Genomic DNA, 23,666 nt, shown 5'->3' with positions numbered 1-23,666 from the left:
TCCTTAAGCCAAATTTATAACAGAAGCGCCAAAGCCTTCTGTGTCGGTTGTGTGTTGGAACCAGGCGAGCGTGCTGTGCAGCTGCACCACTTCTCCCACCACAATCAGGGCGGGCATTGGGGCGTCTTTCGCCAGGGTTGCAAGGTCTTGTAAAGTGCCGATGGCGACATGCTGATCGACGCGTGTCCCGCGGGAGATCACCGCTACCGGCGTCGCCGCATCGCGACCGTGCTGAATAAGCTGTTCGCTGATGTCTGCCGCTTTCATCGTGCCCATATAAATCGCCAGCGTTTGCCGGCTCTGGGCGAGATGCGACCAGTCAAACGGCGTACTGTCGGCTTTATAGTGCCCGGTCACAAAGGTCACGCTCTGGGCGTAATCGCGATGGGTCAGCGGAATACCGGCGTAGGCCGTGACGGCAGACGCCGCCGTAATGCCGGGAACCACCTGGAACGGGACGCCCGCTTCGGCTGCCGCCTGCAACTCCTCGCCACCACGACCGAAGATAAACGGATCGCCCCCTTTCAGGCGCACCACGGTTTTGCCCGCTTTCGCAGCGGCAATCAGCATTTGATTGGTGTCGTGCTGCGGCACGGAGTGCTCGCCGGCACGTTTGCCGACGCAGATTTGCTCCGCGTCACGGCGGATCAGCTCGCGAATACCGTCGGTGACCAGGTGGTCGTAGAACACGACATCCGCATCCTGAAGAACCTGGAGGCCACGCAGCGTGAGCAGCCCGGCATCGCCCGGCCCGGCGCCCACCAGAATGATCTCCCCGCCCGTACTGCCGGGGTTATCCAGTTCGTCTTCGAGGATTTGTTGCGCCGCCGTCTCGTTACCGGCCTGCATCAGGCTGGCAAAGCGGCCGCGAAACACACGCTCCCAGAAGCGACGGCGTTCCGTCACGCTGGTCAGACGCGTTTTCAGATGGTTGCGCCAGTAGCTGGCCTTCTCCGCCATACGTCCGAGGCTGGTCGGAAGCAGCGCTTCGATTTTTTCTCTCAGCACGCGCGCCAGCACCGGGGCGGTGCCGCCGGAGGAGATCGCCACCAGCAGCGGCGAGCGGTCGACAATCGACGGGAAGATAAATGAACATAACGGCTGGTCGTCTACCACGTTCACCAGGCGGTGACGGGCCTGGGCTGCGTCGGAGATTCGGCTGTTGAGCGCCCGATCTTCGGTTGCCGCAATCACCAGTACCACGCTGTCGATCTGAGACTCTGCAAAATCCGCCTCTGCAACGATCTGCACCTGCGCCCCGGCGCGTTGCAGGAAGGCGATTTTGCGATCGGCAATTTCACCCGTCCCGACAACCAATACCGGTCGGTCTTTTAAGGCAGCAAAAAGGGGGAGATAGTCCACAGGCAACAACTCACTAACAACCACGAATAAAGGGACTATAGGGGGCGGCTTAGATCGAATGAAATTACGAATTGGAATGAGTAGTTACTCAATGGAATAACGCCGTGGAAAAGCAAATATCAAAAAGTGCTTAACACGCGAAATTTCGGGCATTTAAGAGCAATTCAAATTGTGTCTACCCGATCACAGTTTCATACTATGCGGGTTAAAATTTTGCTCTGTTTTTAAGGACTCACTATGTTTTCCGCAATGCGCCACCGATTCGTTGCCCTGGCGCTCGGCGTTTGCTTTATCCTTCCGGCTCAGGCAAAAAATCCATCTTACGGTGAAATAGCCAGTATGCAGGCGCGGCATATTGCGACGGTCTTTCCGGGCCGTATGACCGGAACCCCAGCCGAGATGCTCTCGGCAGACTATATTCGTCAGCAGTTTGCGGATATGGGCTATGAAAGCGACATTCGCGCTTTCCACAGCCGCTACATCTATACCACTCGCAATAAAACGCAAAACTGGCATAACGTAACCGGCAGCACGGTCATTGCGGCGCACGAAGGAAAGGCGGCTGAGCAGATTATTATTATGGCGCACCTTGATACCTACACGCCGTTGAGCGATGCCGATGTCGATAATAATCTCGGCGGGCTGACGCTTCAGGGACTGGATGATAATGCGGCGGGTCTGGGCGTGATGCTTGAGCTGGCCGAACGCCTGAAGAATATTCCGACGAAATACAGCATTCGCTTTGTTGCGACCAGCGGCGAAGAAGAAGGAAAACTCGGCGCTGAGAATCTCCTTAAGCGCATGAGCGCTGAGGAGAAGAAAAATACGTTGCTGGTGATTAACCTCGATAATCTGATCGTGGGGGATAAGCTCTATTTTAATAGCGGACAGAGCACGCCGAGCAGCGTACGTAAACTCACCCGCGACCGCGCGCTGGCGCTTGCCCGCACGCATGGCGTCTATGCCGCGACAAATCCGGGCGGTAACCCAGAGTATCCTAAAGGCACAGGCTGCTGTAATGACGGTGAAGTGTTTGATAAGGCGGGCATTCCGGTGCTGTACGTCGAGGCGACGAACTGGGCGCTGGGCAAAAAAGATGGCTATCAGCAGCGCAGCAAATCGAAAGCGTTCCCGGACGGGACCAGCTGGCATGATGTGCGGCTGGATAATCAGCAGCACATTGATAAAGCGCTGCCGCAGCGGATTGAGCACCGCAGCCGGGATGTCGTTAAAGTGATGCTGCCGCTGGTGAAGGAGCTGGCGAAAGCGGGGAAAGCCTGAGGCCGTTAAGCATAGTGCGGCCTTATGCCCTCACCCCAACCCTCTCCCACGGGGCTGAGGGTTCCCCACAAAATAATGCCTGCACAGACGGCCCCCTCTCCCTTGAGGGAGAGGGCTGGGGTGAGGGGGAACATACGGCTCTGGTGGTCATTCCGTTCACTTTATGTTCCTTGCTACTCTGTCACGACATGACCGGTGAACGTGCCAGGGTGGCTCAGTCGCCACCACCCTGGCGACCCGGGCTTCCGGCGGAAAATCGCCGCTTCGCGGTGCCTTCGGCTCATTCCTTCCGGCTTATCGGGGACGGGCGGAGGTAACATCCCTGTAAAGCCCGCCCTCTCGGCGCATCCCTGCGCCTCGCCCCGGCCTACAGGAAACGCCTCAGCGATTTACAGCCGGACCGAGGCATCGCTGAAAGCCCTCAGTTATTCTGAGGCAACGTTATCGCTTTTGCTTTCAAATTACTGGGGAACCCTCTACCCACGGAGAGAGGGAGAATTAAGCCTTTGTAGGCCCGGTAAGCGCAGCGCCACCGGGCGAAAAAACATTACCCTTCGTGCAGCCCGCACTCGCGCTTCAGCCCGAAGAATCGCGTCTCTTCTTCCGCCATTCCCGGTTCCCATTTACGCGTGGTGTGGGTGTCGCCTACCGACAGGTAGCCTTGATCCCACAGCGGATGGTACTTCAGCCCGTGCTTTTGCAGATACTGGTACACCGTGCGGTTATCCCAGTCGATGATCGGCAGCACTTTGAACACGCCGCGCTGCACCGCCAGCACCGGCAGCGTGGCCCGGCTCCCGGACTGCTCGCGGCGCAGGCCCGCAAACCAGGTCTGAGCGTTCAGTTCTTTTAGCGCCCGGTTCATCGGCTCGACCTTGTTGATCTCATTGTATTTCTCAATGCCCTCAACGCCCTGCTCCCACAGCTTGCCGTAACGCGCCTCCTGCCAGGCCGCGCTTTCCGTCGCACGGTAGACTTTCAGGTTCAGCCTGAGCTTATCCGTCAGCTCGTCGATAAACTGATAGGTCTCCGGGAACAGATAGCCGGTATCGGTGAGGATCACCGGAATGTCCGGACGGATCTGATTCACCAGATGCAGACTGACCGCCGCCTGAATGCCAAAGCTCGACGAAAGCACATAGTCTCCCGGCAGGTTTTCCAGCGCCCACGCCACGCGCCCTTCGGCGTCCAGCTTTTCCAGTTGGGCGTTAGTTTCCGCGAGTGCCAGAATGCGTTCGACTTTTGGCAATGCGTTAAGCGCGTTTAGATCGAGTACGGACATAATTACCTCTCGTGGTTACTCCCAGAAATCCCTTGCGGGATCGAGCACCGGGCGAATGATGCCCGCACGTACCGTAAAGTCGCCGAAGCCTTCACCCGCTTCGCGCTCTTTCGCCCAGCGTCCGATAAGCACGTCGAGGGAATCGAGAATTTCCGGCTCGGTGATGTTCTCGCGGAACATACGCGGAATACGCGTCCCGATACGGTTACCGCCCAGGTGCAGGTTATAGCGACCCGGCGCTTTCCCTACCAGACCGAGTTCGGCCAGCATCGCGCGGCCGCAGCCGTTCGGGCAGCCCGTCACGCGCATAACAATATGCTCGTCCGGAATACCGTGTTTTTCCAGAATCGCTTCCACTTTATCAGTGAAGGACGGCAGGAAACGCTCGGCTTCGGCCATCGCCAGCGGACAGGTCGGGAACGACACGCAGGCCATCGAGTTTTCACGCTGCACGCTCACCGCATTCATCAACCCGTGCTCGCGGGCCAGCTCTTCAATTCTCGCCTTTTCGCTTTCCGGCACGCTGGCGACGATCAGGTTCTGGTTAGCGGTGATACGGAACTCGCCTTTGTGGATCTTCGCGATTTCCAGCAGGCCGGTTTTCAGCGGACGGCCCGGATAATCAAGAATACGGCCGTTTTCGATAAACAGCGTCAGGTGCCATTTATTATCGATACCTTTAACCCAGCCGATGCGATCGCCGCGACCGGTAAATTCGTAAGGGCGGATCGGCTCAAACTTGATGCCCGCGCGACGCTCCACTTCTTCTTTGAACGTCTCGACGCCTACGCGCTCCAGAGTGTATTTGGTTTTCGCATTTTTACGGTCGGTACGGTTACCCCAGTCGCGCTGGGTAGTAACCACCGCCTCAGCCACAGCCAGCGTGTGCTCCAGCGGCAGGAAGCCGAACTCGCTCGCGGTGCGGGCGTAGGTTTTCTTGTTCCCATGCTCAATGGACAAACCGCCGCCCACCAGCAGGTTAAAGCCGACCAGCTTGCCGTTTTCGGCAATCGCCACGAAGTTCATGTCGTTGGCGTGCAGGTCGATATCGTTCTGCGGCGGGATCACCACCGTGGTTTTGAACTTACGCGGCAGGTAGGTCTGACCGAGGATCGGCTCTTCATCGGTGGTGGCGACTTTCTCCTGATCGAGCCAGATCTCCGCATAGGCGCGGGTACGTGGCAGCAGATGTTCGGAGATTTTTTTTGCCCACTCGTACGCTTCGGCGTGCAGTTCGGACTCGTACGGATTCGAGGTGCAGAGCACGTTACGGTTCATGTCGTTGGCGGTCGCCAGCGCGTCCAGACCCACGGAGTGCAGCATCTGGTGAACCGGCTTGACGTTCTTCTTCAGAATGCCGTGGAACTGGAAGGTCTGACGGTTGGTCAGACGAATGCTGCCGTAAATCGTGTTGTCATGGGCAAACTTGTCGATCGCCTGCCACTGTTTGGTGGTGATGATGCCACCCGGCAGACGACAGCGCAGCAGCATCGCGTGACGCGGCTCCAGCTTCTGCTCGGCACGTTCGGCGCGGATATCGCGGTCGTCCTGCTGGTACATACCGTGGAAACGGATCAGCAGGAAGTTGTCGCCTTTGAAACCGCCGGTCAGGCCGTCATTTAAATCTTCGGCAATGGTACCGCGCAGGTAGTTGCTCTCTACCTTCATGCGCTCGGCATCAGACAGTTTGCCTTCGACCACCAGTGGGCCAGGATGTTTTTCGCTCATTAGTAGACATCTCGCTGATAACGGCGCTCTACGCGCAGCTCACTTAAAAATTCATCCGCCGTTTCGGCATCCATACCGCCGAATTCGGCAATCACTTCCAGCAGTGCCTGCTCAACGTCTTTCGCCATGCGATTGGCGTCGCCGCAGACATAAATGTGGGCACCGTCATTGATCCAGCGCCACAGCTCTGCGCCCTGTTCGCGCAGTTTGTCTTGTACGTATACTTTTTCTTTCTGGTCACGAGACCAGGCCAGATCGATGCGGGTCAGCACACCCTCTTTGACGTAGCGCTGCCATTCAACCTGGTAGAGGAAATCCTCGGTAAAATGCGGGTTGCCGAAGAACAGCCAGTTTTTACCCGGTGCCTCGTCCGCTGCACGCTGCTGCATAAAGGCGCGGAACGGTGCGATGCCGGTGCCCGGGCCAATCATGATCACCGGCGTTTCCGGGTTCGCCGGCAGACGGAAGTTGTCGTTGTGCTCGATAAAGACGCGCACCTCGCCCTCTTCTTCCACGCGGTCGGCCAGGAAGCCCGAGGCCCCGCCCGCCCGCGCGCGGCCTTCGATGTCGTAACGCACCACGCCAACGGTGATGTGGACTTCGTTTTCCACTTCCGCCTGTGAGGAGGCGATGGAGTAAAGACGCGGCGTCAGTGGACGCAGCAGGCCGATCAGCGCGTCGGCATCCAGCTGTGCCGGTGAGAAACGCACCATATCGACAATCGGCGTTGTCGCCGCGTATTGCTGTAACTTCGCCTTATCCCCGACCAGCGGAAGGAGCGATTCGCTGCGGGTTAAGGTGGCGTAGTTTTCAACGATGTTGGCGGTGTTCACCGTCAGCTCGAAATGCCACTGAAGCGCCTCAGAGAGCGGTAAGGTTTTACCCTCCACCTGGACCGGCTCCGTGCCTTTCAGCCACAGCAGTTCGACCAGCTCTTTCACCAGCGCCGGATCGTTCTGATACCAGACGCCCAGCGCATCGCCAGGCTGATAACGCAGGCCGGAGTCACCGAGATCGATTTCGATATGGCGCACGTCTTTTTCCGAATCACGGCCCGTGATTTTCTGGTTTACCGACAGGCTCGCCGTCAGCGGCGCCTCTTTCGTGTAAGGGCTGGTGTGGATTTCGTTGACGGTGCCCGCTGCGGTAACGGCGGCCTGCGCTGGCGTCTCTTTCGGGACGCGGGCCTTCAGCACCTCAACGATGCGCGCCCGCCATTCGGCGGCGGCGGCCTGGTATTCGACATCAGCGTCTACGCGATCCAGCAGGCGCTCTGCGCCCAGCTCCGCCAGCTTGCTGTCGAAATCTTTACCGGACTGGCAGAAAAATTCATAGGACGTATCACCGAGGCCGAAGACGGCAAAGGCGGTGCCCTCGAGCTTTGGCGCTTTTTTCGAGAACAGGAACTTATGCAGCGCGACGGCTTCTTCCGCAGGCTCGCCTTCGCCCTGCGTTGACGCCACCACCACCAGCAGTTTTTCTGACGCGATCTGTTTGAATTTATAATCCCCGGCGTTGACCAGGTTAACGTTCAGCTTCGCGGCGAGCAGGTCATCACGCAGCGCTTCGGCCACACGACGGGCATTACCCGTTTGCGAAGCGGAGATAAGCGTGATGGCAGGAATTTCAACGGCCGTTGGCGGGACGCCAGCCACAGCACCCGGCTGCTGGTTCAGCATTCCCCAGAAATAGCCGGAGACCCAGGCGAGCTGGGTGGGTGAAAAATCGGAAGTCGCGGCCTGGAGGCGCGCCAGTTGCTCCGGGTTAAGGGGAAGCAAATTTGAAGGTGGGGCCTGTGTTGTCATGCGTCGTTATGTTCCAGTAGCAAAGCGGACTTTAAGCGAATAAATCCAAACTGAAGATAAGGTTAACGGCGGGGATAATAACAATTAAAGAAGGGATGGAAATAATAAATAACCAAATGGACTAACCTGTTTTAGTTATCGTTCTTAACGATAAAAGCGATTAAACAACTGTCTGAAATAAAACAACAAAAGTCGATAAACGCCATGAATACGAGGCGGCGACAGTTCAGAGCCGTTTTAGTTAATGATAAAAATTGTGCTTTCCGGTACTATGCGGCGGTTTTTTCCGCATTCCTGAGAGCTATGATGTCCACCACACTGTTTAAAGATTTCACCTTCGAAGCCGCACACCACCTTCCACACGTTCCTGCCGGGCACAAATGTGGCCGCCTGCATGGACACTCGTTTATGGTGCGTCTTGAAATCACCGGTGAAGTCGATCCCCATACGGGCTGGATCATGGACTTTGCCGAACTGAAGGCCGCGTTTAAGCCGACCTACGATCGTCTCGATCACTACTATCTGAATGATATTCCGGGCCTTGAAAACCCGACCAGCGAGGTGCTGGCGAAATGGATTTGGGATCAGATGAAACCGCTGGTCCCGCTGCTGAGCGCGGTGATGATCAAAGAGACCTGCACGGCAGGCTGCGTCTACCGCGGGGAGTGAATCTCCTCCGTTTCGGCCTCACGAGGCACGAGCGGCGTAAACTCGTAGAGCACCAGCGCATTACTCTCCAGTGATTCACTCAGTTGCCAGCCGTCATAAAGGCGTTCATCGCGTACGGAAAGCGTTGGACGCGCTTTATGCGCTATCCAGCGCCACATCTCTTCATCAGGGCCGCTTTCGCTGCCAACCCCTTCAAGCAACGGATAGAGCGCGCCGTTGTGCTGATCAAACAGATGACATTTAATTCGCCATTTACCGCGCATTCCCTTCAGGTGTAAATGATACTGCTGGCGAAAACGCTGGATGAAGGCTTCTTCACTGGATAGGAGCGGATTAAAAACCACCACATTACGCAGCAACAGCTGATAACCATTGCGATGGCGCGTAAGCAGGACACGCTTATCATTGACCAGCACCTCGCCCCGCAGACGTTGCCAGAGCCAGAGTACCCAATAAACCGGACGCGGCAGACCATGGTTATACTGTAGCGCAAGGCTTGAGGTATCGATGGTGTTGTTCGCACGGGCTTCTCCCTGAAGGCCCGAATTGAGCCAGAATCCCGCCAGCCAGACCTGCTCCGAAAGCCCGAGCAGGTTCTGCATCAGCAGCGCCCCACGAAAAAACCAGCCGTTTGTCGCCCGCGTGTTGCCGGTGAGGGTATTCCAGGAGAGAAGCCAGACGGGAAGCGAACATTTTCGCAGGCGAAGGTCAGCGAGGATCTGGCGGACCTTCAGTATCGGATAATTTTCCGTTGAGGAGAGAGGGGTTACCTCCAGCTGCGCGGGATCGAGAAGTTCATTGGCATCGGCAGAGCAGGCAAGAAAATCGGCCTGCATCAGGATGTCTGAACTGAACAGGGTATCGTCGCTTACGCCCGCGCTGACGGGGGCAAATCGGTGCCATAAACCAAACTTTGCCTGCGGAAGATAAGTTCGTATTGCCTTTTGCTGGGCCAGCCAGACCTGCTCCCGGGTCTCCTCACTCGCCTGTGTTGACCAGTGCATGACGAAGTGCCAGCCCGCGGTGATTTCTGGCGAAAAATGATTAACCGACTGTTGTAAAAAGCGGGTGAGAAGATCGCGACGGGTGGTTACGCCGGTGTGCAGTAGCACCGTCCACTGCTTTTTTGCCAGCCAGGTGAAGAGCTGATGCAGATTGTACCAGCAGGCGTAGCCCGCCATCTGGGGGTCATCCCACCCGGTAGCAAACAGACGACTGCTGAGAAAAGGTTCGGCGATATCAATTCCCTCAATGGGAATGGCCTCATTTATCGCCTCCAGATTTTGTCGAACGTCCTCACGGAGCAAATCGTCGAGCTCACGCAGGGTAATGACCACCCGCATACGGCGCAGCGAGGCAGAAAGAGGATTGAGCTGCTCAAGATCCAGTCTCTGCTCCTGCTGCGGGTGAACGACGAGCGGCGAGGCTCCCCAACCGCGCGCCACCGGTTCATTGAGCAGGCTAAACAGCTTGTCCACGGCGACCGGATAGCGCTGCTCACGCCTGTCCGTCCGAATACGTGCCGCCTCCGGGTGCTGGCGTCGGGCCTTACGAAACTCACCCGGAGACATATTGTGAACACGCCTGAACCGATCGCTCATCATGCGCGTGCTGGCGAAACCCTGCTCAAGCGCAATCTGGTGCAGCGGTCGGTTCGTCAGCCGGAGAGCGTTGGCCGCCTTTTCCAGCCGCAGGCGGGTGATGTACTGCATGAAACTGATCCCCACCTCCTTGCGAAAGAGACGAGAGAGCCAGGCTTCAGAAACATATTCACTCGCGGCGATTTCCGCAAGCGTAATACGGCGGGAATAACTGGCATTGATTCGCTCTATCACCCGGGCGATGCGTTTGCTGTGCGCTGAGGAAAGTTCCCGGGACAGCATACGGGCGGGCTGTTGAAAGCGGCTGGTCAGCAACAGCAAAATCTCGCTCAGCCAGCGGTACGCCTCCAGCCGGTAGCGGTGCGGGTCGTTGATGAGGGTGACCACAAGAAGCTGGCGCAGCAGATCGCGAAGCGCATCGCACTGGGGCCAGACGCCTCCGGCTTCTGCCGGTACAGCATAATCATGGGCAAAAAAATCATTGCAGAGCTGGACGACCCAGCGCCCGGAAAGGGTTACGCGCAGGGTGACATTTGCCGTTTCGCTCGTGAACTGCCAGCGCCGATGACGGTTTATGATGGCAAGGGTATTGGCCTCCAGGATGTCACGTCCCGCATCGGTGTTCAGCTCTGCCCGCCCTTCCAGCACCCAGAGCAACGTTAGCGTATCGCCTTCATCCTCCACGCAGTGGCGAATGTCCTGAATCTCTATCCAAAATTCATCTCCCCGTTGCGCCATCTTACCCCTCATCAAAGACAAATAATGACCTGCTCTTTTTTGTCATAACTGAATTGTATGAAAAACAATCAAAATAAAGCCGTCGCTTTACAACAAAAAAATGCATTTTCAGGCGGGACGATCGTCATAGACTCGAAATTATCATCGTTTGGCAGAAAAAGGATAACAAAAATGACACATCCAATTATCGAAGCTCTGCGTGGCAACGAAGCTCGGTTCACTGAATTACGGCGCTATTTTCATCAGCATCCTGAAATTGGTTTTGAGGAGCACAACACGAGCGATCGCGTTGCTGCGCTGCTTCAGGAATGGGGATATGAGGTTCATCGCGGGCTGGCGAAAACCGGTGTGGTCGGCACACTGAAGGTGGGTAACGGGCATAAACGCCTGGGCCTGCGCGCCGATATGGATGCGCTGCCAATGCAGGAAAACAACGGCAAGGCGTGGAGCAGTACCGTTGAGGGTAAATTCCACGGCTGCGGTCATGACGGCCACACCACAACGCTCCTGTATGCAGCGGAGTACCTGGCACGCACCCGTAATTTTAACGGCACGCTGCACCTTATTTTTCAGCCCGCGGAAGAACTTCTGTATGGCGGACGCGTTATGGTAGAGGACGGTTTGTTTGACCTGTTCCCCTGCGACCACATCTTTGGTCTGCACAATATGCCGTCACAGCCCCTCGGAAAAATTGGTCTGCGCGATGGCGCCATGATGGCCTCTTCCGACACCCTTCATATTGAGGTTAACGGCGTGGGGGGTCACGGTGCGGTGCCAGAACATACCGTTGACGCCACCCTGGTTGCCTGTCATATCACTATCGCGTTGCAGTCGATTGTTTCGCGCAACATTACCCCCTTCCAGCCAGCCGTCGTTACCGTAGGCAGCATTCAGGCCGGGCACGCCCCTAACATTATCAACGACAAAGTGTTGATGAAACTTACCGTGCGCACGCTGGATGAACGCGTGCGGCAAACCGTGCTACAGCGTATCCATGATATCGCCGTTGCACAGGCGGAAAGTTTCAATGCGACGGCCACCATTCGACACATTAACGGCAGCCCGGTACTGAAAAACAATCCGCAAGCCAACGAGATGGTGCGCAGCGTCGCCACCGATCTGTTCGGTCAGGATGCCGTCGCGGAGGTCAATGCGTTTATGGGCAGCGAGGACTTTGCTTTCATGCTCGAGAAAAATCCCAATGGATGCTATTTCACGCTTGGCGCCGGGGATGAGCCTGACCGCTGCATGGTACATAACCCGGGCTACGACTTTAACGACAACATTCTCCTCACCGGCGCGGCGCTGTGGGCCGCACTGACCGAACACTATCTGCGCTGATTCGCACCTTCCCGGGAGGGCTGCACTATGAGTACCGTTTCCCTGACAGGCGCATCCGCCTACGCCGGTAACGATCGGCTGCTGGCGGGTATCGTCATGAGCGTTCTGACATTCTGGCTGTTTGCCCAGTCGGTTATCAACGTGGTTCCGGCCATGCAGAATAGCCTCGATATTGCCCTCGAAACCCTTACGCTGGCCGTCAGCCTTAGCGCGTTGTTCAGCGGCTGTTTTGTCGTCGCCTGCGGTGGGTTTGCCGATAAGTATGGGCGCATGCGCCTGACCATGATTGGCCTGATACTGAGCATGATCGGGAGTGGTCTGCTGTTCATTTCATGGGAGCCCGTCCTGTTTCTGTTGGGAAGAGCGATACAGGGGCTATCAGCGGCCTGCATCATGCCCGCCACGCTGGCGCTGATTAAGACCTGGTATGACGGTAAAGCACGCCAGCGCGCCATCAGCTTTTGGGTTATCGGCTCCTGGGGCGGCAGTGGCCTGAGCTCGTTTGTGGGAGGCGCCATCGCCACCACGCTGGGCTGGCGCTGGATATTTATTTTCTCCATGGTGGTGGCTCTGGCGGCGCTATTGCTTATCCGCGCCACCCCGGAAAGCCGCAGCCCTGATGCGTGTCGACACAAACTGGATATCAGCGGCCTGGTGAGTTTTGTCCTTATGCTGGTGCTGTTCAATCTGTTTATTAGCAAAGGACACAGCTGGGGCTGGAGCAGCAGTTTATCGCTTCTTGTACTGTGTGGAGCCGTGATTGCACTGATGTGTTTTGTCGTTACCGGGCGACGGAAAGGCGATGCGGCACTGATCGATTTCGCCCTTTTTAAAAACCGGGCCTATAGCGCCTCGGTATTCTCAAATTTCCTGCTCAACGGCTGCATTGGCACCATGATGATCGCCAGCATCTGGTTGCAGCAAGGCCATCATCTGTCACCACTACAGACAGGCATGATGACGCTGGGGTATCTGGTTACCGTACTGGCGATGATCCGGGTGGGTGAAAAACTGCTTCAGCGCTATGGCGCCAGGCTGCCGATGATGACCGGCCCGCTGCTGACCGCAACAGGTATTTCGCTGATTTCATGCACCTTCTTAAGCAAAGAGGTCTACATTGTTACCGTTTTTCTGAGCAATATTTTATTCGGGCTGGGGCTCGGATGTTACGCCACGCCCTCAACGGACACGGCGGTAATGAATGCCCCTGAAAACAAAGTGGGGGTGGCTTCAGGGATCTATAAGATGGGCAGTTCCCTGGGCGGCGCAATGGGTATCGCGGTCACCGCATCGCTGTACGCGCTATGGCTGCCGATGGGAACGGCCAGTGCCGCGCAGTATGCCTTGCTGTTCAACAGTGCGATTTGCCTTGGGTCGGCAGTCGTGACCTGGGCTTTACTGCCAACAACAAAAGCCCCGCGTTAAGCGGGGCCACAAAAGTATCAGGCAATGTTCAAATATTTGTGCGTCTGCATCGACAGGCGCCAGTTGCGGGCGATACAGGTTTCAATGCACAGACGGGTTGCATCGTCTTTCTGGCTGATAGGCTGTAGCGCGATCACGCGCTGCTTTTCGTCCGTCAGCGTCGCCAGCAGTTCATCCAGCGCTTCGATGTCACGCACGCGCCCCACCGGATGTTTGATCTCATCAGCACGCTCAAGCGCCTGCGATAGTACGTCATACCCGCCGCGCATATTCACTTTCGGTGAAACCGTTACCCACGTTGAATGGGAGCAGCGCACTTCATGGGTACCGCTGGTTTCAATCTGACAGCTATAGCCGTTCTTTTCGAGCAGTTCGGTGAGCGGCATCAGATCATGAATGCAGGGTTCCCCGCCGGTGATCACCACGTGCCGCGCCGTCCAGCCCTGACGACCAATAATGGCAAGCAGATCTTCCGCGCTGCCCGCGCCCCATTTATCGCTCTCTTTGGTTTTCGCCAGAATGCTGAACAGCGACACTTCCCGATCTGCGAGCTTATCCCACGTATGTTTGGTATCACACCAGGCGCAGCCAACCGGGCATCCCTGTAAACGAATAAAGATAGCGGGAACGCCGGTAAAGTAACCCTCGCCTTGAAGGGTCTGGAACATCTCGTTAATCGGGTACTGCATAGTCAACTCTGTTAAGGGGATAAACGATAAGTATCGCAGATCCCCGTCAGATGATCATGCTCCATCGGTGCTTTGCGCGCCAATTGCCGCCATAAACCGTTCCGTAATTTGCTGCGGTCGGGTGATCGCCCCGCCGACGACAACCGTGTGCGCCCCCAGCGCCAGACACCTGGCCGCGCGATCGGGGGTATTCACGTTACCTTCGGCAATCACGGGGATCGTGACGGCAGACAGCACCTCTTTCAAAAACGCGCAGTCATTTTCCGGTAGCGAATGGCCCGCGGTCTCCGCCGTATAACCGTAAAGGGTGGTTCCGACACAATCAAACCCCAGCGCCTGCGCGGTCACGGCCTCCTGCACGGTGGCAATATCCGCCATCAGCAGCAGCGAAGGGTAACGGGTGCGGATCTGCGCGATCAGCATGTCCAGCGATACGCCACCGGGCCGTTTCCGGGCGGTCGCATCCAGCGCAACGATCTCCGGGGCGACCGCCATCAGCTCATCCACTTCTTTGAGCGTCGCGGTGATGAACACCTCGCTGTCCGGATAGTCTCGTTTGATGATGCCGATGACCGGCAGTGAGACCAGCCCTTTGATAGCCTCGATATCCACCACGCTATTGGCGCGGATCGCAGCGGCACCGCCCTGGGCCGCCGCCAGCGCCATTCGCGACATAATAAACGGGCTGTGCAGCGGTTCGTTTTCCAGCGCCTGGCAGGAGACGACCAGTTTTCCTTTCAGGTTATCCAGTACAGTTTTCATTACGATAAGATCTCTTCCACTTCGTTTTTGATAATGGTGACGTGCGGGCCATAGATGACCTGAACCCCGTTACCGCGCACGATGACGCCGCGCGCGCCGGTCGCTTTCAGTGCAGATTCATTGACTTTGCTACCGTCTTTCACCGTGACGCGAAGGCGCGTGGCGCAGCAGTCAACGTCATCCAGATTGTCTTTTCCTCCCAGCCCGGCGATCACCGCCGCGGCGCGCTCGCTTTGCGGCAGGGTAGCCTCGTCAGCCAACGCCTCCTTTTCACGGCCCGGCGTGGCAAAATCAAAACGTTTGATCAGATAGCGGAAGGTACAGTAGTAAAGGAAGAACCACGGTACGCCCACCAGCGGGACGAACATCCAGTTAGTTTTCGCTTCCCCCTGCAAAATGCCGAACAGCACGAAATCAATAAACCCGCCGGAGAAAGTTTGTCCGATGGTGATGTGCAGAATGTGCGCGAGCATGAACGCCAGCCCGTCAAACAGCGCATGAATGACGTACAGCACCGGGGCAATAAACAGGAATGAGAACTCGACAGGCTCAGTAATGCCGGTCAGGAAAGAAGTTAACGCCGCAGAAAGCAGCAGCCCGGCGACGCGCTTCTTATTCTCCGGCCTGGCCGTGTGGTACATCGCAAGGCAGGCGCCCAGCAGGCCAAACATCATGGTAATAAAGCGCCCGGACATGAAGCGCGACGTGCCCTCATAGAAATGCTGCGTGTTCGGGTCGGCGAGCTGGGCGAAGAAGATCCGCTGCGTGCCCTCAACCAGGTGACCGTTAACAATTTCACTGCCACCAAGCGCGGTGGTCCAGAACGGAAGATAGAAGATGTGGTGCAAACCAAACGGGCCAAGCATGCGCAGGATGAAGCCGTACAGCAAAGTCCCCAGATAGCCGGTGGCATCCACCAGCCCGCCGAGGCCAAAGATCAGCTTCTGAAAATGCGGCCATACCACGGTCATCAGCGCGCCGACGAGTATCGCCGCCAGTGAGCTGATAATGGGAACGAAGCGCGAGCCGCCAAAAAAGCCCAGGAATTGCGGAAGCGCGATTTTATTGAATCGATGATGCAGTGCGCAGGTCACCAGCCCAATAACTACCCCACCAAACACGCCCGTTTCAAGCGTCTGAATACCCAGCGTCATGCCCTGCCCTGCGGCGCCCGGGTTCTCATGCGCCAGTTTTCCGGTCAGGATCAGCAGCGCATTGATAGTGGCATTCATCACCAGATAAGCGAGCAACGCCGCCAGCCCTGCCGTGCCTTTATCATTTTTCGCCAGCCCAACGGCGACCCCAACAGCAAACAGTACCGACAGGTTTGCAAACACAATCGAGCCTGCGCTGCTCATGATGGTAAAGATGGCCTGTAGCCAGCCAACGTCTAAAAATGGATACGCGGTAAGCGTATTCGGATTCGATAGCGCCCCGCCGATCCCCAGCAACAGACCTGCTGCGGGCAGTATGGCGATGGGTAACATAAAGGATTTGCCAAAGCGCTGCGCTTTTTCAAACCATCCGCCGGAAGACGCTCCGCTGAACATTTGCATCATTTTTTTATCCCCCTGGTTGTTGATGAAAATTTTTACCACATATATTTTAAATTGTGAAAATTACCACCAAAAACCAGGACGCCGATCATACTTTTTCGAAATGACTGGCATCTCTCCCCCGCTTTCCGCCACACTAGTTGGCAGAGAAACGCATTAAGGATCTAGCATGTCGGACCATGAAAACCTGCTGCTGAAGCTACGCCAGGAGGCTTCCGGGTACAGCCCAACGCAACAAAAACTGGGGGAGTTTGTCCTCAACGATCCTGCCAGGGTGCTCTACCTGACGATCACCGAGCTGGCGCGTGAAAGCGGCACCAGCGAGGCCAGCGTCACACGCCTTTGCCGCACGCTGGGCTGTAAGGGATATAACGAATTTAAAATGGCGCTTGCGCTGGATATTCAGCAGGGTTTGCCGGAGCGTCAGGCAGGAGATGCAATAGATAACGTGGTGGATGAGTCTGTCCAGGCGCTGCAAGATACCGCAAAACTCCTCGACCGGGCCCAGCTTGAACAGGCGACACTGGCCCTGCATCAGGCGCAGTCAGTGCAAATTTACGGAGTGGCGGCCAGCGCGATTCTGGGGGAATATTTGCATTACAAGCTCCTGCGGCTGGGCAAACCCGCGCAGCTGTTTAGCGATATGCATCGCGCGGCCATGAATGCGGCAACGCTGTCTGACGAGACGCTGGTGGTCGCTATCTCAAGTTCGGGATCGACCCGCGATTTACTCCACGTCGTGAAGCTAGCCCGCAAGCGGGGCGTTAAGGTACTGGCGCTCAGCAATACGCCCCGCAGCCCGCTGGCCTCCCTGAGCGATTTACAGCTGGTTGCAGCCAAACCCGAGGGACCGCTGAGCGCGGGTGCGCTCAATGCCAAGGTTGGCGTGATGCTGCTGGTTGAACTGCTAACCACTTCCCTTATTGCAGTAGACAGCCATTACGGTGACGTTAGCCAGCAAACGGCAAGCGCCACGTTGCCGCTTCTGCTATAGAAAACAAAAAACCCGCCGAAGCGGGTTTTTTCGTAAGAACGAAGGTTCAGGCTTATGCCTGGCCTTTGATCTCTTTACGACCGTTGTAAGGTGCTTTTTCGCCCAGCGCTTCTTCGATACGAATCAGCTGGTTGTATTTAGCAACACGGTCAGAACGGCTCATAGAACCGGTTTTGATCTGGCCAGCAGCGGTACCAACAGCCAGGTCAGCGATGGTAGCGTCTTCAGTTTCGCCAGAACGGTGAGAGATAACCGCGGTGTAGCCAGCGTCTTTCGCCATTTTGATCGCAGCCAGCGTTTCGGTCAGAGAACCGATCTGGTTGAATTTGATCAGGATGGAGTTAACGATGCCTTTCTCGATGCCTTCTTTCAGGATCTTGGTGTTGGTTACGAACAGATCGTCACCAACCAGCTGGATTTTGTCGCCCAGTACTTTGGTCTGGTATGCGAAACCATCCCAATCAGACTCGTCCAGACCGTCTTCGATAGAAACGATTGGGTACTGTTTGGTCAGGTCTTCCAGGAAGTGGGTGAACTCTTCAGAGGTGAACGCTTTGTTGCCTTCGCCAGCCAGAACGTATTTACCGTCTTTGTAGAATTCAGATGCTGCGCAGTCCATCGCCAGGGTGATGTCTTTGCCCAGCTCGTAGCCTGCTGCTTTAACCGCTTCAGCGATAACAGCCAGTGCTTCTGCGTTAGAACCCAGGTTTGGCGCGTAGCCGCCTTCGTCACCAACAGCCGTGTTCATACCTTTAGCTTTCAGAACTTTAGCCAGGTTGTGGAACACTTCAGAACCCATACGTACCGCTTCTTTCAGGGTTTTCGCGCCAACTGGCTGAATCATGAATTCCTGAATATCAACGTTGTTGTCTGCGTGCTCACCACCGTTGATGATGTTCATCATTGGTACAGGCATAGAGTATTTGCCTGGGGTGCCGTTCAGTTCAGCGATGTGCTCGAACAGTGGCATGCCCTTAGCTGCTGCTGCCGCTTTGGCGTTCGCCAGGGAAACCGCCAGGATTGCGTTCGCACCGAAGTTAGATTTGTTTTCAGTACCGTCCAGATCGATCATGATCTTGTCGATGCCAGCCTGATCTTTAGCATCTTTGCCAACGATAGCCTGAGCAATAGGACCGTTAACAGCGCCAACCGCTTTCAGTACGCCTTTGCCCATGAAACGGGATTTGTCGCCATCACGCAGTTCCAGCGCTTCGCGGGAACCTGTAGAAGCACCTGATGGAGCCGCTGCCATACCGACGAAACCACCTTCCAGATGAACTTCAGCTTCAACGGTCGGGTTACCACGGGAGTCGATGATTTCACGACCGATGACTTTAACGATTTTGGACATTAGATTTTCCTCAGTACAAGTTAAACTAAAACTCCAGACAAACAACGCGTACCAAAGGTACGCGTTGCCGTTCTAACTTTTTTTACTTCGCCTGACGCTTCTGGTACTCGCTGGCGGCTTTCACGAAGCCTGCAAACAGCGGATGCCCGTCACGCGGCGTTGAAGTAAATTCCGGGTGGAATTGGCAGGCCACGAACCACGGATGGTTAGGCACTTCGATGATCTCGACTAACTGATCATCCCCGGAACGGCCCGCAACACGCAGACCCGCAGCTTCAATTTGTTTCAACAACATGTTGTTGACTTCATAGCGGTGACGATGGCGCTCGGTGATGACCGGCTCGCCGTACAGCTTGCGTACCACGCTATCGTCGGACAGCTGGCAGGCCTGTGCGCCAAGACGCATGGTGCCACCCAGATCGCTCTTCTCGGTACGGACTTCGACGTTACCGTCTTCGTCGCGCCATTCCGTAATCAGCGCCACAACAGGGTACTTACAGTCTGGCACAAATTCCGTAGAGTTCGCGTTTTCCATTCCCGCTACGTTGCGCGCAAATTCAATCAGCGCAACCTGCATACCCAGGCAGATACCGAGGTATGGAATATTGTTTTCACGCGCATAGCGTGCAGTGGCGATCTTGCCTTCAACACCACGGTAGCCGAAGCCGCCAGGGATGAGAATCGCATCCAGATCTTTGAGAATTTCGACGCCGCGCGTCTCCACATCCTGCGAATCAATCAGCTTGATGTTCACAGAGACGCGATTCTTCAGACCACCGTGTTTCAGCGCTTCGATAACTGACTTATAGGCATCTGGCAGTTCGATGTACTTGCCGACCATACCGATAGTCACTTCGCCGCCCGGATTGGCTTCTTCGTAAATCACCTGCTCCCATTCAGACAGGTTAGCTTCCGGACAGTTCAAGCTGAATCGTTTACAAATATAATCGTCCAGACCCTGTGATTTCAACAGGCCCGGGATTTTATAAATGGAATCGACATCTTTCATTGAAATAACGGCTTTTTCAGGCACGTTACAGAACAATGCAATTTTCGCACGTTCGTTCGCCGGAATCGCGCGATCGGAACGGCAAACCAGGATGTCAGGCTGAATACCGATGGAGAGCAGCTCTTTAACAGAGTGCTGAGTCGGTTTGGTTTTCACTTCACCAGCTGCCGCCATGTAAGGCACCAGCGTCAGGTGCATGAACAGCGCGTGCTCACGACCAATATCTACCGCCAGCTGACGAATCGCTTCGAGGAACGGCAGGGATTCGATATCCCCCACGGTACCGCCGATTTCAACCAGCACAACGTCATGCCCTTCGCCACCGGCAAGGACACGCTCTTTGATGGCGTTAGTGATGTGCGGGATGACCTGCACGGTCGCGCCCAGGTAGTCACCACGGCGCTCTTTACGCAGAACGTCAGAGTAGATACGGCCAGTCGTAAAGTTGTTACGACGGGTCATTTTGGTACGGATGAAACGCTCGTAGTGGCCAAGATCCAGATCGGTTTCAGCGCCGTCTTCAGTAACGAACACTTCCCCGTGTTGGGTTGGGCTCATGGTGCCAGGATCGACATTGATGTACGGATCCAGTTTCATCATGGTCACATTGAGGCCACGGGCTTCAAGAATGGCTGCGAGGGAGGCTGCGGCAATGCCTTTACCCAGAGAGGATACGACCCCGCCGGTCACAAAAATATAGTTCGTTGTCATGCTGAACCTGAGAAGTTAGGGTGAAACGATGGAATAACCAGGACGGGAAAGTAGTATACCCGAACACGACGAGCGCCACAAACTTTCATTCTCCGTCTCCATTCCAGGCCATGACAAACATAAGGAGTGAGAAAATAGCCCCTTTTGGGTAAATGTTTTTGACGCAAATCAAGCGCTTGTCATTTAAAAAATCACACAAATTGCGCTTGATCGCAAAATCTCGTTAGAGATCATGTTCCTGGCGTTTTACTTCCTGCCAGACTTCTTCCATCGCGTCGAGGTCAATCCCGCTCATTTCCAGGCCGCGCAAGGCCACAATCCGCTCAACTTCGCGAAAGCGTCGTTCGAATTTAATGTTCGCTTTTTGCAGGGCGGTTTCCGCTTTTACACCGAGGTGGCGTGAAAGGTTGACGGTTGCAAACAGCAGATCGCCCATCTCCTCTTCCAGCTTTGCTTCATCCACAACGGCCTGCTGCGCTTCATGCATCACTTCGTCGATCTCTTCGTGTACTTTTTCCAGCACCGGGCCGAGAGAGGTCCAGTCAAACCCTACCGCCGAGCAGCGCTTTTGAATTTTGTGCGCGCGCATCAGCGCGGGAAGGTTCAGGGGAATGTCGTCCAGCGCCGAGTGCTGGGATTTTTCAGCGCGTTCAGCGCTTTTTATCTGCTCCCAGCGCGCCAGCACTTCCGCACTGTTACCTGCGGAGGCATCACCAAAGATATGCGGATGACGACGCTCCAGCTTGTCGCTGATAGCGGCGCAGATATCGTCAAAGTTAAAGCGCCCCTCTTCCTGCGCCATCTGCGCGTAGAACACCACCTGGAACAGCAGGTCGCCCAGCTCACCGCGCAGATCGTCGAAATCCTCTCGCGAAATGGCGTCCAGCACTTCGTAGGTCTCTTCCAGCGTGTAAGGCGCAATGGTGGTGAAAGTCTGCTCTTTATCCCACGGGCAGCCGTTTTCCGGGTCGCGCAGGCGTTTCATGATGCCGAGCAGGCGGTCGATTTGAGTCATAACAGATTCCATTAAATGCCTGAGCCGGGTGGCGGCGTTGCCTTACCCGGCCTACAGAAGAGGATGTTTAGCCGCCGTGCAGACGACGCGCGTCAATCACATCCGGCACCTGGTTCAGTTTGCCGAGTACGCGGCCCAGCACCTGAAGGTTATAGATTTCGATAGTCATATCGATGGTGGCAAGCTGCTCGCGGGTATCGCTGCGGCTGGCAACGCCCAGCACGTTGACCTTCTCGTTGGCGAGAATGGTGGTGATGTCGCGCAGCAGGCCGCTGCGGTCGTTGGCAGTGACGCGCACCACCAGCGAGTAACCCGCCGAGTAGCTCTCCCCCCAGACGGCTTCCACGATACGTTCCGGCGCATGCGATTGCAGCTCTGCAAGCTGGTCGCAGTCGGAGCGGTGAATCGAGATCCCGCGCCCCTGGGTGATAAAGCCGACAATATCATCTCCCGGGATCGGCTGGCAGCAGCGGGCAATATGGTGCATGAGGTTACCCACCCCTTCAACCACCACGCGGCCATTGTCCTTGCTGCGCTGCTGCGGAGCGTAGGTTTTCTGCTGGAGCTGTTTCAGCGCCGCCGCATCCTGCTCCGCTGCGCTTGGCTTGTTGAACTGCGCTTGCAGGAAGTTCACCATCTGGTTCAGGCGGATATCGCCGCCACCAATCGCCGCTAACAGTTCGTCGAGCTCGTTGAAGTTGTAGCGCGGCAGCAGGAACTTCTCCGCTTCTTTCAGGCTAATACCAATATGTTCCAGCTCGTCGTCCAGGATCTGGCGACCGGCAAGGATGTTCTTGTCACGATCCTGCTTACGGAACCAGGCGTGAATTTTTGAGCGCCCACGGCTGGTGGTAACGTAACCGAGGTTCGGGTTCAGCCAGTCGCGGCTTGGGTTTGGCTGCTTCTGGGTGATGATTTCAATCTGATCGCCCATCTGGAGCTGGTAGGTAAACGGTACGATACGTCCGCCGATCTTCGCCCCGATGCAACGGTGCCCCACATCGCTGTGGATGTGGTAGGCGAAATCGAGCGGCGTGGAGCCTGCCGGCAAATCCACCACGTCCCCTTTCGGGGTAAAGACGTAGACGCGATCGTCGAAGACCTGACTGCGCACTTCGTCGAGCATTTCGCCGGAGTCGGCCATCTCTTCCTGCCACGCAATCAGCTTACGCAGCCAGGCGATACGGTCCTCGTGACCGGAGCGACCGCCGCCGGAGGTACCCTCTTTATATTTCCAGTGCGCCGCCACGCCCAGCTCGGCGTCTTCGTGCATCTGTTTGGTACGGATCTGAATTTCCACCGTTTTGCCGCCAGGGCCGAGCACCACGGTATGAATAGACTGATAGCCGTTTGGTTTCGGGTTCGCGACGTAGTCATCGAACTCATCCGGCAGATGGCGGAAGTGAGTATGCACTATCCCCAGCGCGGCATAGCAGTCCTGAAGACGCTCCGCCACGATACGCACCGCGCGCACGTCAAACAGCTCGTCAAAGGCGAGGTGTTTCTTCTGCATTTTGCGCCAGATGCTGTAGATGTGCTTTGGACGCCCGTAGACCTCGGCGCGCACATTCTCCTCTTTCATCGACTGGCGCAGCCCGCTGACAAATTCCTCGATATAGTGCTCGCGGTCAATGCGGCGTTCGTGCAGCAATTTTGCAATGCGTTTGTATTCCGCCGGATGCAGGTAGCGGAAGCAGTAATCTTCCAGCTCCCACTTCAGTTGCCCGATACCCAGACGGTTCGCCAGCGGCGCATAGATATTCGTACACTCTTTGGCGGCCAGGACGCGCTCGTCTTCCGGCGCATCCTTTACTTCACGCAGATGGGCAACCCGTTCGGCCAGCTTGATCACCACGCAGCGGAAATCATCTACCATCGCCAGCAGCATACGACGAACGTTATCCACCTGCTCGGAAGAGACAGAGTCAGTTTGCGCGGCTTTAAGCTGACGAATGGCTGCCATATCACGTACGCCGTGGATAAGCGCCACGACGGACTGGCCGACGCTTTCACGCAGGACGTCTTCCGTCACCACGTCGGCGTCCGCCAGGGGGAACAGCAGTGCGGCCTGTAGCGTTTCGATGTCCATGTTCAGCATGGAGAGAATTTCAACCATCTCCACGCCGCGCCACAACAGCAGTTCAGCGTCCGGATGCCCCTGCGTTGTGCGTAAACAATAGGCCCAGGTTTCGGTTAAGCGTTCACACGACTGCTGGCTGGAAATCCCCAGACTTGCGATCCATTTTTGAGGGTCAAACTCACCAGCTTTATTTAAATGTGCACTTCTTACCGCAACCATCGTCCTCTCCTTTAGGGACAAGGGCCTGTCGAAGTCGACAAGCCAAAC

The 23,666-nt window shown here is 56.2% G+C and carries 17 protein-coding genes; 5 read left to right on the top strand and 12 right to left on the bottom strand.

Annotation, left to right across the window (positions count from 1 at the left end; translation table 11 throughout):
- Positions 1 to 3: 3 nt before the first annotated feature.
- Entirely contained in the window at positions 4 to 1,362 is a 1,359-nt protein-coding gene (gene cysG / locus ACOTX4_RS02420) for a siroheme synthase CysG (RefSeq protein ID WP_022651777.1), read from the bottom strand.
- 237 nt (positions 1,363 to 1,599) lie between these two features.
- Here cysG and ACOTX4_RS02415 point away from each other — a divergent pair, with 237 nt between their 5' ends.
- Positions 1,600 to 2,643, top strand: a complete 1,044-nt coding sequence (locus ACOTX4_RS02415) for an aminopeptidase (protein WP_023314743.1) — start codon at positions 1,600 to 1,602, stop codon at positions 2,641 to 2,643.
- Positions 2,644 to 3,190: 547 nt separating this feature from the next.
- Here ACOTX4_RS02415 and cysH read toward each other — a convergent pair.
- From cysH to cysJ, 3 genes are read right to left on the bottom strand one after another with little or no spacing between them, the layout of a single operon-like run.
- Positions 3,191 to 3,925 carry a phosphoadenosine phosphosulfate reductase gene (gene cysH / locus ACOTX4_RS02410; protein ID WP_003862694.1) on the bottom strand — a complete coding sequence of 245 codons (735 nt, stop codon included), beginning with the start codon at positions 3,923 to 3,925 and terminating at the stop codon, positions 3,191 to 3,193.
- 15 nt (positions 3,926 to 3,940) lie between these two features.
- Complete coding sequence (cysI, locus tag ACOTX4_RS02405; protein ID WP_045337392.1) at positions 3,941 to 5,653, bottom strand: assimilatory sulfite reductase (NADPH) hemoprotein subunit; 1,713 nt, start codon at positions 5,651 to 5,653, stop codon at positions 3,941 to 3,943.
- On the bottom strand, positions 5,653 to 7,458 hold the full coding sequence (cysJ, locus tag ACOTX4_RS02400; RefSeq protein WP_023314744.1) for an NADPH-dependent assimilatory sulfite reductase flavoprotein subunit: 1,806 nt from the start codon (positions 7,456 to 7,458) through the stop codon (positions 5,653 to 5,655). The genes cysI and cysJ overlap by 1 nt, the downstream gene beginning before the upstream one ends.
- Before the next feature lie 303 nt (positions 7,459 to 7,761).
- On the opposite strand from cysJ, the gene queD reads away from it, so the two are divergent.
- A complete protein-coding gene (gene queD / locus ACOTX4_RS02395; protein ID WP_006811776.1) occupies positions 7,762 to 8,127 on the top strand; it encodes a 6-carboxytetrahydropterin synthase QueD in 366 nt (121 codons plus the stop codon).
- On the opposite strand, the gene ACOTX4_RS02390 is transcribed toward queD, so the two are convergent.
- On the bottom strand, positions 8,112 to 10,466 hold the full coding sequence (locus ACOTX4_RS02390) for a helix-turn-helix domain-containing protein (protein ID WP_045332257.1): 2,355 nt from the start codon (positions 10,464 to 10,466) through the stop codon (positions 8,112 to 8,114). The two genes, queD and ACOTX4_RS02390, sit on opposite strands and share 16 nt — an antisense overlap.
- 171 nt (positions 10,467 to 10,637) lie before the next feature.
- On the opposite strand from ACOTX4_RS02390, the gene ACOTX4_RS02385 reads away from it, so the two are divergent.
- Together ACOTX4_RS02385 and ACOTX4_RS02380 are read left to right on the top strand one after the other, a co-directional pair.
- A complete protein-coding gene (locus tag ACOTX4_RS02385; RefSeq protein ID WP_017692754.1) occupies positions 10,638 to 11,807 on the top strand; it encodes a M20 aminoacylase family protein in 1,170 nt (389 codons plus the stop codon).
- 27 nt (positions 11,808 to 11,834) lie between these two features.
- On the top strand, positions 11,835 to 13,232 hold the full coding sequence (locus ACOTX4_RS02380) for an MFS transporter (RefSeq protein ID WP_045332260.1): 1,398 nt from the start codon (positions 11,835 to 11,837) through the stop codon (positions 13,230 to 13,232).
- Positions 13,233 to 13,249: 17 nt separating this feature from the next.
- Here ACOTX4_RS02380 and queE read toward each other — a convergent pair whose 3' ends face one another.
- Genes queE through ACOTX4_RS02365 form a run of 3 tightly spaced genes read right to left on the bottom strand, consistent with a single transcriptional unit; the run spans position 13,250 to position 16,242 of the window.
- Positions 13,250 to 13,921: a 7-carboxy-7-deazaguanine synthase QueE gene (gene queE, locus ACOTX4_RS02375; protein WP_006811780.1), complete on the bottom strand. Its 672-nt coding sequence runs from the start codon at positions 13,919 to 13,921 to the stop codon at positions 13,250 to 13,252.
- 54 nt (positions 13,922 to 13,975) lie between these two features.
- On the bottom strand, positions 13,976 to 14,683 hold the full coding sequence (locus ACOTX4_RS02370; RefSeq protein ID WP_023314748.1) for an N-acetylmannosamine-6-phosphate 2-epimerase: 708 nt from the start codon (positions 14,681 to 14,683) through the stop codon (positions 13,976 to 13,978).
- Positions 14,683 to 16,242 (bottom strand): PTS transporter subunit EIIC, encoded by a 1,560-nt coding sequence (locus ACOTX4_RS02365; RefSeq protein ID WP_032660167.1) that lies wholly within the window; start codon positions 16,240 to 16,242, stop codon positions 14,683 to 14,685. The genes ACOTX4_RS02370 and ACOTX4_RS02365 overlap by 1 nt, the downstream gene beginning before the upstream one ends.
- Positions 16,243 to 16,408: 166 nt before the next feature.
- Between ACOTX4_RS02365 and ACOTX4_RS02360 the strand changes: the two genes are divergently transcribed.
- Complete coding sequence (locus tag ACOTX4_RS02360) at positions 16,409 to 17,233, top strand: MurR/RpiR family transcriptional regulator (RefSeq protein ID WP_032610051.1); 825 nt, start codon at positions 16,409 to 16,411, stop codon at positions 17,231 to 17,233.
- A 52-nt stretch (positions 17,234 to 17,285) separates the two neighbouring features.
- Here the strand turns inward: ACOTX4_RS02360 and eno are convergent, their stop codons facing one another.
- The 4 genes from eno to relA form a co-directional block, all read right to left on the bottom strand.
- Positions 17,286 to 18,584, bottom strand: a complete 1,299-nt coding sequence (gene eno, locus ACOTX4_RS02355) for a phosphopyruvate hydratase (RefSeq protein ID WP_006811784.1) — start codon at positions 18,582 to 18,584, stop codon at positions 17,286 to 17,288.
- Between the two features lie 82 nt (positions 18,585 to 18,666).
- On the bottom strand, positions 18,667 to 20,304 hold the full coding sequence (gene pyrG, locus ACOTX4_RS02350; protein ID WP_003862718.1) for a glutamine hydrolyzing CTP synthase: 1,638 nt from the start codon (positions 20,302 to 20,304) through the stop codon (positions 18,667 to 18,669).
- 223 nt (positions 20,305 to 20,527) lie between these two features.
- Entirely contained in the window at positions 20,528 to 21,319 is a 792-nt protein-coding gene (gene mazG / locus ACOTX4_RS02345) for a nucleoside triphosphate pyrophosphohydrolase (RefSeq protein WP_045332263.1), read from the bottom strand.
- Between the two features lie 67 nt (positions 21,320 to 21,386).
- Entirely contained in the window at positions 21,387 to 23,618 is a 2,232-nt protein-coding gene (relA, locus tag ACOTX4_RS02340; RefSeq protein ID WP_003862722.1) for a GTP diphosphokinase, read from the bottom strand.
- Positions 23,619 to 23,666 lie beyond the last annotated feature (48 nt).

Origin of the sequence: Enterobacter cloacae complex sp. IR5459 (assembly GCF_049238005.1) — a bacterium.
GTDB lineage: Bacteria > Pseudomonadota > Gammaproteobacteria > Enterobacterales > Enterobacteriaceae > Enterobacter > Enterobacter hormaechei_C.
Note: the sequence above shows the minus strand (reverse complement) of the source record. Positions and strands in the feature narration are given on the sequence as shown.

What these genes read in the sequence shown, in the direction of transcription:
- queD (WP_006811776.1), top strand. Translation starts at nt 7,762, where the DNA reads ATGATGTCCACCACACTGTTTAAAGATTTCACCTTCGAAGCCGCACAC.
- cysI (WP_045337392.1), bottom strand. Translation starts at nt 5,653, where the DNA reads ATGAGCGAAAAACATCCTGGCCCACTGGTGGTCGAAGGCAAACTGTCT.
- ACOTX4_RS02370 (WP_023314748.1), bottom strand. Translation starts at nt 14,683, where the DNA reads ATGAAAACTGTACTGGATAACCTGAAAGGAAAACTGGTCGTCTCCTGC.
- ACOTX4_RS02365 (WP_032660167.1), bottom strand. Translation starts at nt 16,242, where the DNA reads ATGATGCAAATGTTCAGCGGAGCGTCTTCCGGCGGATGGTTTGAAAAA.
- ACOTX4_RS02385 (WP_017692754.1), top strand. Translation starts at nt 10,638, where the DNA reads ATGACACATCCAATTATCGAAGCTCTGCGTGGCAACGAAGCTCGGTTC.
- ACOTX4_RS02390 (WP_045332257.1), bottom strand. Translation starts at nt 10,466, where the DNA reads ATGGCGCAACGGGGAGATGAATTTTGGATAGAGATTCAGGACATTCGC.
- cysJ (WP_023314744.1), bottom strand. Translation starts at nt 7,458, where the DNA reads ATGACAACACAGGCCCCACCTTCAAATTTGCTTCCCCTTAACCCGGAG.
- cysH (WP_003862694.1), bottom strand. Translation starts at nt 3,925, where the DNA reads ATGTCCGTACTCGATCTAAACGCGCTTAACGCATTGCCAAAAGTCGAA.
- relA (WP_003862722.1), bottom strand. Translation starts at nt 23,618, where the DNA reads ATGGTTGCGGTAAGAAGTGCACATTTAAATAAAGCTGGTGAGTTTGAC.
- mazG (WP_045332263.1), bottom strand. Translation starts at nt 21,319, where the DNA reads ATGACTCAAATCGACCGCCTGCTCGGCATCATGAAACGCCTGCGCGAC.
- pyrG (WP_003862718.1), bottom strand. Translation starts at nt 20,304, where the DNA reads ATGACAACGAACTATATTTTTGTGACCGGCGGGGTCGTATCCTCTCTG.
- ACOTX4_RS02415 (WP_023314743.1), top strand. Translation starts at nt 1,600, where the DNA reads ATGTTTTCCGCAATGCGCCACCGATTCGTTGCCCTGGCGCTCGGCGTT.
- ACOTX4_RS02380 (WP_045332260.1), top strand. Translation starts at nt 11,835, where the DNA reads ATGAGTACCGTTTCCCTGACAGGCGCATCCGCCTACGCCGGTAACGAT.
- eno (WP_006811784.1), bottom strand. Translation starts at nt 18,584, where the DNA reads ATGTCCAAAATCGTTAAAGTCATCGGTCGTGAAATCATCGACTCCCGT.
- queE (WP_006811780.1), bottom strand. Translation starts at nt 13,921, where the DNA reads ATGCAGTACCCGATTAACGAGATGTTCCAGACCCTTCAAGGCGAGGGT.
- ACOTX4_RS02360 (WP_032610051.1), top strand. Translation starts at nt 16,409, where the DNA reads ATGTCGGACCATGAAAACCTGCTGCTGAAGCTACGCCAGGAGGCTTCC.